15 protein-coding genes and 1 other annotated feature are annotated in these 13,035 nt (G+C 38.3%); of the genes, 3 read left to right on the top strand and 12 right to left on the bottom strand.

What is annotated here, in order from left to right; genetic code table 11:
• Positions 1-192: 192 nt before the first annotated feature.
• The 5 genes from rplL to lsa(A) all read right to left on the bottom strand — a co-directional run bounded on the left by rplL (position 193) and on the right by lsa(A) (position 4,289).
• Positions 193-561 carry a 50S ribosomal protein L7/L12 gene (rplL, locus tag IGI97_RS03610; RefSeq protein WP_002356427.1) on the bottom strand — a complete coding sequence of 123 codons (369 nt, stop codon included), beginning with the start codon at positions 559-561 and terminating at the stop codon, positions 193-195.
• 62 nt (positions 562-623) lie between these two features.
• Positions 624-1,124: a 50S ribosomal protein L10 gene (gene rplJ, locus IGI97_RS03605; RefSeq protein WP_002356426.1), complete on the bottom strand. Its 501-nt coding sequence runs from the start codon at positions 1,122-1,124 to the stop codon at positions 624-626.
• A 130-nt stretch (positions 1,125-1,254) separates the two neighbouring features.
• Positions 1,255-1,384 (bottom strand) — a sequence feature (ribosomal protein L10 leader region).
• Between the two features lie 62 nt (positions 1,385-1,446).
• Complete coding sequence (gene rplA, locus IGI97_RS03600) at positions 1,447-2,136, bottom strand: 50S ribosomal protein L1 (protein ID WP_002356425.1); 690 nt, start codon at positions 2,134-2,136, stop codon at positions 1,447-1,449.
• A 111-nt stretch (positions 2,137-2,247) separates the two neighbouring features.
• Positions 2,248-2,670, bottom strand: a complete 423-nt coding sequence (gene rplK, locus IGI97_RS03595; RefSeq protein WP_002356424.1) for a 50S ribosomal protein L11 — start codon at positions 2,668-2,670, stop codon at positions 2,248-2,250.
• 122 nt (positions 2,671-2,792) lie between these two features.
• Positions 2,793-4,289, bottom strand: coding sequence for an ABC-F type ribosomal protection protein Lsa(A) (gene lsa(A) / locus IGI97_RS03590; protein WP_438737999.1), 1,497 nt, complete (start codon positions 4,287-4,289; stop codon positions 2,793-2,795).
• A 375-nt stretch (positions 4,290-4,664) separates the two neighbouring features.
• On the opposite strand from lsa(A), the gene sdaAB reads away from it, so the two are divergent.
• A complete protein-coding gene (sdaAB, locus tag IGI97_RS03585; RefSeq protein ID WP_002414070.1) occupies positions 4,665-5,333 on the top strand; it encodes an L-serine ammonia-lyase, iron-sulfur-dependent subunit beta in 669 nt (222 codons plus the stop codon).
• Between the two features lie 22 nt (positions 5,334-5,355).
• Positions 5,356-6,228, top strand: a complete 873-nt coding sequence (gene sdaAA / locus IGI97_RS03580) for an L-serine ammonia-lyase, iron-sulfur-dependent, subunit alpha (protein ID WP_002362308.1) — start codon at positions 5,356-5,358, stop codon at positions 6,226-6,228.
• A 66-nt stretch (positions 6,229-6,294) separates the two neighbouring features.
• Here sdaAA and IGI97_RS03575 read toward each other — a convergent pair whose 3' ends face one another.
• Genes IGI97_RS03575 through IGI97_RS03565 form a run of 3 tightly spaced genes read right to left on the bottom strand, consistent with a single transcriptional unit; the run spans position 6,295 to position 9,882 of the window.
• Positions 6,295-7,140, bottom strand: a complete 846-nt coding sequence (locus tag IGI97_RS03575; RefSeq protein ID WP_438737997.1) for a M55 family metallopeptidase — start codon at positions 7,138-7,140, stop codon at positions 6,295-6,297.
• Positions 7,137-8,240 (bottom strand): M42 family metallopeptidase, encoded by a 1,104-nt coding sequence (locus tag IGI97_RS03570; protein ID WP_002397881.1) that lies wholly within the window; start codon positions 8,238-8,240, stop codon positions 7,137-7,139. The genes IGI97_RS03575 and IGI97_RS03570 overlap by 4 nt, the downstream gene beginning before the upstream one ends.
• A gap of 13 nt (positions 8,241-8,253) precedes the next feature.
• On the bottom strand, positions 8,254-9,882 hold the full coding sequence (locus IGI97_RS03565) for a peptide ABC transporter substrate-binding protein (RefSeq protein WP_002362312.1): 1,629 nt from the start codon (positions 9,880-9,882) through the stop codon (positions 8,254-8,256).
• Positions 9,883-9,960: 78 nt separating this feature from the next.
• Between IGI97_RS03565 and IGI97_RS03560 the strand changes: the two genes are divergently transcribed.
• Positions 9,961-10,683: a MurR/RpiR family transcriptional regulator gene (locus IGI97_RS03560; RefSeq protein WP_153854345.1), complete on the top strand. Its 723-nt coding sequence runs from the start codon at positions 9,961-9,963 to the stop codon at positions 10,681-10,683.
• A 92-nt stretch (positions 10,684-10,775) separates the two neighbouring features.
• Here the strand turns inward: IGI97_RS03560 and IGI97_RS03555 are convergent, their stop codons facing one another.
• The 4 genes from IGI97_RS03555 to rpmG form a co-directional block, all read right to left on the bottom strand.
• On the bottom strand, positions 10,776-11,663 hold the full coding sequence (locus IGI97_RS03555; RefSeq protein ID WP_002356414.1) for an alpha/beta hydrolase: 888 nt from the start codon (positions 11,661-11,663) through the stop codon (positions 10,776-10,778).
• A gap of 110 nt (positions 11,664-11,773) precedes the next feature.
• Entirely contained in the window at positions 11,774-12,319 is a 546-nt protein-coding gene (gene nusG, locus IGI97_RS03550; RefSeq protein WP_002384070.1) for a transcription termination/antitermination protein NusG, read from the bottom strand.
• Between the two features lie 124 nt (positions 12,320-12,443).
• On the bottom strand, positions 12,444-12,614 hold the full coding sequence (gene secE, locus IGI97_RS03545; RefSeq protein ID WP_002356409.1) for a preprotein translocase subunit SecE: 171 nt from the start codon (positions 12,612-12,614) through the stop codon (positions 12,444-12,446).
• Between the two features lie 20 nt (positions 12,615-12,634).
• Entirely contained in the window at positions 12,635-12,787 is a 153-nt protein-coding gene (gene rpmG / locus IGI97_RS03540; protein WP_002356408.1) for a 50S ribosomal protein L33, read from the bottom strand.
• Between the last annotated feature and the right edge of the window lie 248 nt (positions 12,788-13,035).

Raw genomic sequence — 13,035 nt, 5'->3', positions numbered from 1 at the left:
GAACTTATAGAAAATTATCAAATCCAGAGGTTAAGATCCTCTGGATTTTCTCTTTGGCTAGGAATGCTTATCTTTATTAAACAAAAAGATTATTTTGACAATCAATTCACTAACTTTACCACCATTTAAAAGCTTAATAAAAAAAGAACCCTTGAAACACAAGGGTTCTCGAACATTCAAAAGTTGAATGAATTATTTTACTGTTACTGAAGCGCCAACTTCTTCTAAAGCAGCTTTTAAAGCTTCTGCTTCTTCTTTAGAAACAGCTTCTTTAACTGGTGCAGGAGCGCCATCAACTACAGCTTTAGCTTCTTTCAAGCCTAAGCCAGTTGCTTCACGAACTGCTTTGATAACTTTAACTTTTTGATCGCCAGCTGCTGTTAATTCAACAGTGAATTCAGTTTGTTCTTCTGCTGCTCCACCTGCTGCTGGTCCAGCTACTGCTACAGGAGCTGCTGCTGATACGTCAAATTTTTCTTCGATAGCTTTAACTAATTCGCTTAGTTCTAAGATAGTTGCTGTTTCTAACTCAGCAACGATGTTTTCAATGTTTAATGCCATTTTGAATTTCCTCCATTTAAATTAAAATTGTTTGTTTTTTATTTGTTTGAATTAGACTGCAATTAAGCAACTTCTTCGTTTTTCTCTGCCACTGCTTTGACAGCGTAAGCCACGTTGCGGACTGGCGCTTGTAATACAGATAATAGCATAGATAGTAAACCTTCGCGGTTTGGTAGTTTTGCCAACGCAGTAATTTGTTCCACTGAAGAAACTTTTCCTTCGATGACGCCACCTTTGATTTCTAATGCTTTTGCATCTTTAGCAAATTCGTCGATGATTTTAGCTGGTGCTACTACATCGTCGTTGCTGAATGCGACAGCAGTTGGGCCTGTAAAGACTTCGTCTAAGCCGTCTAAACCAACTTTTTTAGCTGCACGAGAAAGGATTGAGTTTTTGATGACTTTCATTTCTACGCCTGCATCACGTAATTGTTTACGTAAGTTAGTGACTTCTTCAACTGTTAAACCACGGTAGTCCACGATTACAACTGATGCTGCTGATTCAAATTTCTCAGCGGCTGCTTGAACTAGGGTTTCTTTTTTAGCGATTGCTGCTTCACTCATTTATTTCACCTCCTGATTTTGATGGTGGAGTTGGACTTGGTTTACGATATGTAAAGTAGAAGAATCAAATGAAACTTCGCTCACTTCGTTCGTCAAGTATTGTTTTACATCGGCTTTTTTTCAAAAAGTCGTGTAAAACAACAAAACTCCATGCCACCGTAGACATAGAGGGACCGAATTGTATATAACTCAACAATTGTCCTCGGTAGGAAATTAAGACTTGCGTCACCTACTGTCTTCGGTACAGTTAATTATTAACCTCACTCACTTTACCATAGGGTAAGTGAGTGAGTCAAGAATTTTTTAATTATTTTCTTTCAAATTAGAAAGAAGCTTGGTCAACGTGGATTCCAGGTCCAAATGTTGTTGTTACTGAAATGTTTTTGATGTATTGACCTTTAGCAGTTGATGGTTTAGCTTTCAATAATACGTCGTTAATTGTGTTGAAGTTTTCAACCAATTTTTCGTTATCAAATGAAACTTTACCGATTGGTACGTGGATGTTACCAGCTTTGTCAACGCGGTAAGTTACTTTACCAGCTTTAACTTCTTCAACAGCTTTTGTAACGTCCATTGTTACAGTACCAGTTTTAGGGTTTGGCATTAAACCTTTTGGTCCTAAGACACGGCCTAATTTACCAACTGTAGCCATCATGTCAGGAGTCGCAACAACTACGTCAAAGTCGAACCATCCACCTTGGATTTTTGCAACCATGTCGTCGTCGCCTACGAAATCTGCACCAGCAGCTTCAGCTTCTTTAGCTTTTTCGCCTTTAGCGAATACTAAAACAGTTTGTGTTTTACCAGTTCCGTTTGGAAGCACAACTGCTCCACGGATTTGTTGGTCTGCTTTTTTAGGGTCAACGTTCAATTTGTAAGCAACTTCAACTGTTGCGTCAAATTTCGCGATGTTTGTATCTTTTGCTAAAGCTACTGCTTCTTCAACTGAGTAAGCTTTTGTAGCATCAACTTTTTTCAATGCTTCTTGCATTTTTTTGCTCTTTTTAGCCATTTTGTTTCCTCCTTGATTGTGGTTATAACGGTTGTACCTCCCACGTCTTTCATATCTTTAAATATGAAACGAACTGAGAAGCTACTTCTTTGAGTAAGTGTGGAATAAAAATTATTCTACGATGATACCCATGCTTCGTGCAGTTCCTGCAACCATGCGCATTGCTGCTTCAACGTCAGCGGCGTTTAGGTCTGCCATTTTAAGTTCAGCGATTTCTTTCACTTGATCGCTTGAAACTGTTGCAACTTTAGTTTTGTTTGGTTCACCTGAACCTTTTTCGATTTTTGCAGCTTTTTTCAATAAGACTGCAGCAGGTGGTGTTTTAGTAATGAATGTAAATGAACGATCTTCATATACAGAGATTACTACTGGAATAATTAAGCCTGCTTGGTCAGCTGTACGAGCATTGAATTCTTTAGTGAATCCCATGATGTTGATACCTGCTTGACCTAACGCTGGACCTACTGGTGGAGCTGGTGTTGCTTTCCCCGCAGGAATTTGTAATTTAACGATTTTTTCTACTTTTTTAGCCACGAAAATACCTCCTTAAGTTCTCGTGCGTGGTTAATGGGGTTGAGATTTCCCCTCCCACTCAACGTACATTTAAAACATACCCTATTACTATACAGGATTCCCTTTACTTTTTCAAGATGTTTTTATGATTTCAAGGCAATTTTTTTATCCGTTATTTTCTTCATGAAATGCGCATCATGCTCAATCACTAGCATTGCAGGCTTCACAGATAAGATTAGCGCTTCTAATTGTTGATGATTAAACACATCCAAGTAATTAAGGGGTTCATCCCAAATATAAAGCTCAGCTGATTGAGACAATGATTTGGCTACTTCGACTTTTTTCCGTTGCCCTATACTCATTTGTTCAATTCGATTAGTGAAAACGGCGCGCTCCATCCCAAGTTTTCGTAAGTTATTTAAAAATTGGGTGTAATCTAACTGATTTTTCTCTGCAAATTCGGATAAAGTTCCTTGATTGTCTTCATAATCTTGGCGCACATAAGAAATGGTTAATTGGTGAGCCAAAGTGGCTTCGCCTTCTGAATCCCCAGAAAAATTATCCAATAAATACTGAATCAAGCTCGATTTTCCTGAGCCATTTTTCCCTGTTATTCCAACAATTTCTCCTGCGTTTATTGAAAAAGAAATTGGCGCAAATAGCCAATTTTTCTCGTAGCCTAGACGAAGCTCTTCCACCGTCAATAATGTTTTGTGATGCGTTGGCTGATAATCCATTGACAAAGGATCAATATACTCAAGATCTTTTAATAGTTTTTCTTTTTCTGCTAATTGTGTTTCGGCACGTTGTTGAATGTGTTTCGAACGCTTCATTACGCGCGCTGCCCGGGCACCAATGGCTCCTGTATCAAAAATCGCCCCGCTTCCTTTTTCTTTAGCATTGCCGTACTTATCACCTTCACGGTTCATCGACCATTCCGCTTTTTTACGAGCGGTTTCTTTCAAGCGATTGACTTCTTTTTTGATTTTTTCATTTTCTGCTAGTTCAAAAGCATCTCTTAATTTTTTTTGCTCTTCATAAATAGAAAAATTCCCTTGATACAGCGTCAATTGACTTTTTTCAATCGCCAAAATATGATCAACCACTTCATCAACAAATGCCCGATCGTGGCTGACTAAAATAAACCCGTGTTTCTTTTTCTTCAAATATTCAGCCACTTGTTGTCTGCCAGCTAGATCTAAGTGATTTGTTGGCTCGTCAATTAAAGGAAAGGCATTTTCTTCAATAAAAAGAAGACCTAATAAAACTTTCGTCTTTTCGCCGCCTGATAAAGAAGAAAAGGGCCGCCATAAAACTTCAGGATCAACGTTTAAAAGCGTTAATTCTCGTTCTAATTTCCACTGTTCAAAAGAAGTCACCTCTTGTAAGACATAATAAGTGAGCTGTTGTTCTTCTGCAACTGTTTGTGGAAAATAGACGAAATCGACTTGATGAAGAATCTCTCCTTGGTAATCCAACTGCTTTTGTAACAATCTTAATAAGGTTGTTTTCCCACGGCCATTGCGGCCAATCAATCCTAATTTCCAATTGGTATCCATCGTGATATTTGCCTGATCAAAAAGCAATACTTCTTGATTATCATAGGCAAAAGATAGTTGTTTTAGTTCAATTTTCGACATAAATATACCTCCATAAAGCAAAATTGATGCAGCTTTACGGAAATCAGCGGCATCAATCCAAGGTATACAAAAAGACCCGTGGTTGAATTCTTTAAGCTAATTTCCGAAAATCCGCACACTCCACCCGTTATATTCAGGCAAAGTTATACAGTTTCTCTAAAAAATTAACTTAAATTTTCAACGCACGAATCCCTCTTTTCGTCTTTTATTATCTAGAATTTAGCATCTCTTCACTGATTTGTCAACGAAGGCCCCTTGCTTTCATTCTGATAAAAATTTAAATTATTCGCTAAAACACAAGCGATTGCCTAGTTCCCCGCCATTTTTTGTGTTAGACTTCCAATGAAAACATATTCTAATGAAGAAGGTGCTGAAATGGAAGAGTTACGCTTTAATAGTGTTTTTGATATTATCGGACCTGTTATGATTGGTCCAAGCAGTTCTCATACAGCTGGAGCGGCAAGAATTGGAAAAGTGGTTCGCAGTATTTTTGGACAGCAACCTGATAGCGTTGACATTTATTTATATGAGTCTTTTGCTAAAACTTATCGTGGTCACGGAACAGATATCGCCTTAGTTGGCGGCCTTTTAGGTATGGAACCAGATGATGAGCAACTAGCCAATTCTTTGGAAATTGCTTATGAACAAGGAATGGAAGTTTGTTTTATTCCTAAAAGTGAAAAAGCAGACCACCCTAATTCCGTTAAAATTGTGGTTTCTTCTGGCGACCGAAAACTATCTGTGACAGGAATTTCAATTGGTGGTGGAAACATTCAAATTTCTGAATTAAATGGCTTCAAATTGTCTTTAAGTATGGGCACGCCAACATTTATCGTTGTTCATCAAGATGTTCCTGGCATGATTGCTAAGGTGACCAACATCCTTTCAGCTAGCGATATCAATATTAGTACAATGACCGTTACCCGAGAATCTAAAGGGGAAAAAGCGATTATGATTATTGAAGTTGATCAAGCCGAAGTCGGTGACATTGTCATGCAATTAGCTGAAATCCCTCATATATATAGCGTTAACTATTTTGACTAAATGAACGTAAAGGAGTAATACGATGTTTTATTCAATTGAAGATTTGGTAGCTCAAGCGAAAGATTACCCTTCTGTGAGCGAATTAATGATTGCAACAGAAATGGCTCATGGCGGGTATTCTCGTGAACGAATTATTGAAACAATGGAAAAAAATCTAGCCGTTATGAAACAATCCGTCGCTGAAGGAATCGCTGGTGTTACCTCAGTAACAGGGCTAACTGGTGGCGATGCAACCCGCTTAAATGATTACATACATTCAGGCAACTTTTTAAGCGGTGAGACCATTTTACAAGCCGTGCGAAATGCGATTGCTGTTAATGAGGTTAATGCAAAAATGGGCTTGATTTGTGCTACACCAACCGCAGGCAGTGCCGGAGTAGTTTCTGGCGTCTTGTTGGCAGTTATTGATCGCTTAAAGTTAACGCATCAGCAACAATTGGATTTTCTATTTACAGCTGGGGCTTTTGGCTTAGTGATTGCCAATAATGCCTCAATCAGTGGTGCCGAAGGTGGTTGTCAAGCTGAAGTCGGTTCTGCTAGTGCAATGGCAAGTGCCGCTTTAGTTGCGGCTTCTGGCGGTACGCCTGATCAATCTGCTCAAGCTGTGGCCATTACGATAAAAAATATGATGGGCCTCATTTGTGATCCTGTTGCGGGACTTGTTGAAGTCCCTTGCGTGAAGCGAAATGCATTAGGTTCTTCTCAAGCCTTCATCTCAGCTGACATGGCTTTAGCGGGGATTCGAAGTGTCATTCCACCAGATGAAGTCATCCACGCAATGTACCAAGTGGGTCGCCAAATGCCACAAATTTTCAAGGAAACCGCTGAAGGCGGTCTTGCGGTGACACCAACTGCACAACGTTTAAGCAAAGAAATTCTAGAGAAACAAAAATAGAAATAACTATAGCAAGAAGCTTACAGAAAAAAACGTCCATTCGTTTTTTTCCGTAAGCTTCTTACTTTAATAACTTGTTCCGCCTAAACCAACCACAGCGACAATTCCATTCATGACATCTTTCATCGTTTCACCCACAAATGAAACGGTTCTACCATCAATGCGTTTAATCATTGGTAACATTTCAATACGATCTGCTTGTGCTGTCGTCACGCATTGCAATTTTACAGTTGCTGGTGTTTGCAAGGTATATCGGGGTAATTCAGACAACGCAAAGGAAGTTAACACCTGACTTGTAGTCGCTACGATAGCTTCCCGAACTTGTTGCATGGGTTTATTTTTGATTGCATAACGTCCCAGAGATTCTTTGGTGGAAACAAAGGGAACTTCGGGCATCATTTTTTCTTGAAAAAGTTGTTCCTCTAAGCCTGATTCACCGATAATTAAACCAACAGGGACACCTAATTCGCTAGCGTAAGCTGCATTAATTGTCGTTTCATTCATCGCTAAGTCGTTTATTTTTAAATCATAAGCAACACTAGCGCTATACCCATGATCCATATTCCCTTTTTGTTTACCAATACCGGCATGATAACCTAAGAAAAAGACTACATCATAGCTACTATCCAAGCCACTCATCATATAATCCATGCGAGGAAAGCCGCTCACTAAGGAAATTCGTTCATCCATTTCTGCCAAGCGCGCATAAGCTAAATTCAATCCACGGCTATGCGAATCGGCAATAGTAATTTCTGTAATTTGTTCATTTTTAGCACTCTTTTGAATCCCTTCAATCAACCAAGCCACATGTTGGTGATATAATTCTCGGAATAAAACGGTGTCTTCTTTTTCCATATCAAATGTCGCAATACCTGCTAATCCTTCAATATCGCATGACACATAAATCTTCATTTGTTCCACTCCTTTGACAATGGCTGAACCAGTGCTTGAATTTTGTCAGCATCTAAATTTTTGATTAATTGAATGACTAATTCTTTCGCCGCTTGGTAATCTTGAAAGTCCACATAGCAATGGGGTGTGTGAGCGTAACGGACAGGAATTCCTACAACAATCGTCGGGGCTCCTTGAACTTGTGTAATCGCCATGCCATTGGTTCCACCACCACTTCGAACAGAAACTTGAACAGGAATTTTGTGTATTTTAGCAATCTCTAGTGCATACTCTTGAAATTCCGGATTCGTAATCATAGAAACATCAAAATAGCGTAACATCGGTCCTTTTCCCATTGCTGATTGAATCATCTCTGGCGTTTCTGCCGTATCATCAGCCGGGCAGCCTTCGAAAACAATAGCTAAATCAGGATTGACTTGCTTTGCGGCAATAAGTGCTCCTCTTTCGCCAACTTCTTCTTGTGCAGTTACTGTCGCAACTAACTTGAATGGAAGTGTCTCTTCTTTCAACTCCTCCATGACGTCCACTAAGCAAGCACAGCCAATGCGACAATCAAAAGCTTTTCCTAAAAAAAGATCTGTCTGTTCGTTGTAACAACACGTCACATCTGGAATGACCGGTGCACCAAGATCGATTTTGTACGTTTCAATTACTTCTTCTTTTGAGGTAGCACCAATGTCGATCGTCAAATCAGCAATGGTTAATGGCCGCTGACGTTCCTCTGGTGTCATAAAATGAGGGGGCCGACTAGTAACTACGCCTGGCAGATAGGTGCCTTCCCGGTTACGAATCCGAACTTTTTGTGCAGAAATCGTATTAGGGACCCAGCCACCTAACGGAAGAAAACGCAACAAGCCGTTTTCTTTAATTGCTTGAATCATAAAACCCACTTCGTCACTATGGGCATCAAAAAGCACAACTGGACCTTCACTTAGATTATTTTTCTTCTCAAGATATAAATTTTTAATGGAATCTAGCCGTTGAATAGTAAAATCCGCAGTTGCGTGTTGAAGGATTCTAACGACTTCTGTTTCAAAGCCTGAAACACCATTAGCATTTGAAAGTTCCTGAATTAATTGAACAGCTTGACTTTTTTTCATTTTTTCCCAACCTTTACTTGTCGCTGATAGAGACTGATTTGTAATAGCCTGAACCTAATGGACCATAGACTAAATTTTGGACAGAATCGTCCACTAAGCGTGCTTCTGTTAATTGATAAAGAGGAACTAGGGGTGCTTCTTCCGCAACCAATTGATCCGCTTTTTGCAATGTTTTCCAACGTTCTTCATATTTGTTTGCATAAGTTACGTTTGCTTCTTGAAGCAACTGATCAAAGGTCTTATTAGACCATTTACCAAAATTATTGGAATTTTTTGATTGCAATAAGTTTAAGAAATCGATTGGATCAGCATATACCGGCGTCCAGCCACCAACCACAATGTCGAAATCTCCGCTGCGACTTTTTTCTAAACGATTATTAAAAGGAACTGGCGAAACATTGACTGTTAAATTTTCTAAATTATCTGCTAAAGCTCCTTGAACATACTCACTGATTTTTTTTGCATTTTCTGTATCCGAACTTAAAATCGTTAGCTCCGCTTTTTCAATTCCTAATTCTTTTTTAGCCGTTTGCCATAACTCTTTCGCTTTTTCTGGTTCACTAGGATTTAAATCTCCTAATTCCTCTGCAAAATCTTTTTGCGTTTCTTGATTAGTGAAACCTGTTGGCACGAAGCCAAGTGCTTTTTTTGAGCCATCATTTAAAACATTTTTAGCTAAACGCTCAGAATTCAATGATAATGCTATTGCTCGACGTGCATTCTTATTTGCCAAAAGATCTTTTTGCGTATTTAATTGGATATAATACGTTCCAGGAATTTCACGAATTTTCAAAGCTGCATTGCCTTGTTCTTGTGCAACAATTTCTCCAGAAATTTTTACAACATCTAATTCTTTCCCTTCGAAAAGATTTTTCCCAGTATTGACTTCTTTAACTACTTGGACATCCACCTTATCTAGCGAAACATTCGCTTGATCCCAATAATTTTTATTCTTCACATAGGACCAAGTATTATTCGTGCCATCCCAACCTTCTAATGTGAAGGCGCCATTGTAAAGTGTTGACTCAGCTGATGTACCATAGTTTTTGCCCGTTTTTTCGACAAATGCTTCATTTAAAGGATAAAAAGCTGGTACCGCCAATAATTGTTGAAAATAACTCATAGGATAGCTTAGCTCTACTTCCAAGGTATGGTCATCAATGGCTGTTACTCCTAACTCTTCTTTAGATTTGCCACCGTCAACAATAGCACGATAATTTTTTAGCCCTTCAAAGTAATACGCTTGCGGGGAAGCTGTTTTTGGGTCCACTGTGCGCTTCCAAGAGTATTCAAAATCATTGGCTGTGATTGGCTCGCCGTTACTCCATTTTGCATCTTTTCGAATCGTAAAAGTATAGCTTAAACCATCATTGGAGGGCTGTACTTTTTCAGTTGCCAATGCTGGTTTCGCTTCTCCTTTTTCGTCAAAGGAGAAAAGTCCCTCCCCTACTTGGCTCATTACATCTGCTGCTGTATTATCCATTGCCAACGACACGTCTGCCGTTGATAATTCCGAATCAATCCCGACCCGTAATACCTGTTGTTCTTGCTTTTTGGTTTCTTTCCCAACACTTCCACAGCCCGAGAGAAGTAAAACCATGATTGCTGTCAAAGACAGCCTTTGCTTTGTTGCCCTTTTCATAAAAACACCTCATTTTTTTTATTTTTTGATACCTTTTTCCCACAAAATTATTTATAATCTGATAAAGGAGGTTTGCTCATGAACTTAGATTACTTAAAAGAAACGTATCATTTAACAAAAACAGAAAGTCAGATTTTGTATTATTTGGATCAACAAAGTACGAACGCAGCCGATTTGAGTATTCGAGAAGTTGCCAAACACTGCTTTTCTTCGCCTAGTTCCATCATTCGTTTAGCCAAAAAATTAAATTTATCAGGTTATAATGAACTTATTTACAAATTAAAAGAAGCCCATTTTTCACACCCAATCCCTTTTGAAACAGCACCTTCATTTGAAACAACCAACGAGTTTTGTCAACTGCTTGCCAAACACAAGAGTCATTTATTTGTTATTTTAGGTCATGACTTTTCACGACATTTGGCGGCTTACATTAGTGAAGTTTTCAATTTTCATGGCATCCCCAGCATCACAACAGCCCATACTCATTCGATAAATAGTCAAAATAATCAGAATTTTCTTTTTATCATCCTTTCACATTCTGGTGAAGAAAAATACTTAAAAGAAACAGCTCTGCTTGCGAAAGAGAAAAAACATCCTATCATTTCTTTTGTTGGCGCCAAAAATTCAACTCTTGGTCGACTGGCAGATCTCGTTTTTTCAACTGACTCTTACAGCCCGTTTTCAACAAGTGTCGCTCAGCCACAAATGTTTTTTGGCCAAACATTAATCACCTTTGAAGCCTTGATTTGTGCTTATTTAAATCATGAGGATTCCATTCCAATATCTCATAAAAATAAATAATTTTATTTATTATAGCTGAAAAAAGCTATTTCGCTAGCCAAAGTATAGAAAAAGGCACATGTTCCATTTTTTATGGAACATGTGCCTTTTTGCTATTTTTTACTCGGCCATAGAAATTCGATTAGCAATTGATCTACTTCAGGATTTTCATGTAATTGACTATGTTGTGCATTTTCTCCTTTAATAATCTGGCTAGTGACTTGAGTTCCTCGCTGTCTTAGCAAGGCGTTGACTGCTAAGGCACTAGATAACGGCACCGTTCCATCACTTAAATCTGTTGGACTTAATTGACCACCAATTAATAAAATGGGCAGTTTTTCTGGAACAACATTAATCATCTCTTGATAATCCAAATAGCGGCTACTTTTTTCTGTGGGGCCGTTTTCTAGTTCCGTTTCGATGGTTTGCTGTTGACTCGTATCAATAAAATCATTGAAAGGTGCTCCAATGCTGACGAATTTTTCAATTTTAGGTAACGATGCGTCTTGCCCATAGGTTCCTAAATAACGTAAACCACTAACACCACCCATAGAGTGCCCGACAATATTGGCTTTGTTCACTTGATAATTTTTTTGTAAATAGAGTAATGTGTTTTTTATCCATTCTGTTTGATTCCATTCATTGTTTTTATTATCTTCAAATAGAACTTGAACACTGGGATTCGTCGCTTTGCCACTTAAAGCTCCTCGCTCTTTAACCACGGTCCCATCAGGTTTAACGAGTAGCACTAATTCTTGAGTTGTGGCACCTTGTTTCTCCAAGCGATGCAGTAACGAGCCAAACGAATTTTTAGTTCCTGCGTAACCATGAAAAAAAAGTGTTGGTGTTGTTGTGCGGTTTAACTCAACAGTTGCTTCTTTTGTGGCGGCTTGATTGTCATTCTTCGTGGTTGCCCCAATTTGGCAAGCACTTAATAATAGAACAAGACCCATTAGCAAAGAAAAATAACGATATTTTTGGGCATGTTTCATTTTTTTCATTCCTTTCTGCGATGAACTAAAAAAGGGCTTGGAAAAGAAGTCAGTTGACTGCTTTTCCAGACCCTACAATCTGTATCAATCAGCTGAACAATAGTTTGTCAGCTTGTTTATTAATCAATGTTATCGACTTGTTCAAAGTCTAATTCTGTACTTGTTTCACGACCAAACATATCGATGTTTACTTTTAATTTTTGTTTTTCTTCATCGATTTCTGTCACAACACCTTCAAGACCAGAAAAGGCACCTTCGATAATTTTCACTGTATCGCCTAGCGCTACTTCTAAGTCTGATTGACGGGTGCTCATGCCAATTGAACGTAAAATGTGGTTAATTTCTTCTTGTAATAAAGGAGCGGGTTTACTACCGGCACCATGTGAGCCTACAAAACCAGTTACGCCTGGCGTGTTACGAACAATATACCAAGAATCATCGGTCATAATCATTTCCACTAACACATAACCAGGGAAAGTTTTATGAACGATTTCTTTTTCTTTACCATTTTTGACTTCTTTTTCTGTTTCTTCTGGTACAACGACACGAAAAATATAATCGCCCATCCCCATGCTTTGTGCACGTGATTCAATGTTTGCTTTTACTTTATTTTCATAGCCTGAATAGGTGTGCAATACGTACCAATTTCTTTCAAAAGTTTCCATTACTGATTCGGCTCCTTTAAATGTTTTAGTTTATTTTTTTCGAGCAAATAAAAAAAGCTCAGTTTCCCGAAGCTTTTTCTCGAATACTATTATAGCACCCCTCGTCGGGAAATACTAGAATTAATTATTTTAAAATCCAGCCAAATGCCGTTTGGATAACAGTATCCATGATAAAGAACAATGCTGCAAATAAAATAGATGTTTCAATTACAACTAATGTATCTTTACGCAATTGTTTTTTTGTTGGCCAAGTTACTTGCTTCATCTCATCAGCAACGCTGCGGAAAAATTTCATGTTGATACCCTCCTCTAAATCTATTTCGTTTCTTTATGTAACGTGTATTGATTACAATATTTACAGAATTTATTGATTTCTAAGCGTTCGCCACGTTTACCTTCACTAACGGATTTAGAATAGTTGCGAGAGCCACAAACGGAACAAGCAAGAGCTGCTTTCTTTGTTGCCATGTTCTTCGACCTCCTCTATTCACAAATTTACTTCTTAACAGTACCATTATTCGAAAAAGTTGTCAAAGTTTAATTTACTTTTTAAAGAAGCGCTGTGCCGATTCTTACGTAATTTTTTACCATTATCGCGAATACGTGCTTGATTTCTTTTATAAAATATCTGATTTTTCTTTATTTTCTATTTATTTTAACAAAATTGCTTTTATTCTGAGGTCTCAGCTATTGTTTTCTGCTAAGTTATGATATGA

The sequence above is a fragment of the Enterococcus sp. DIV2419 genome, from assembly GCF_051711865.1.
GTDB classification, from domain to species: Bacteria; Bacillota; Bacilli; order Lactobacillales; family Enterococcaceae; genus Enterococcus; species Enterococcus faecalis.
Note: the sequence above shows the minus strand (reverse complement) of the source record. Positions and strands in the feature narration are given on the sequence as shown.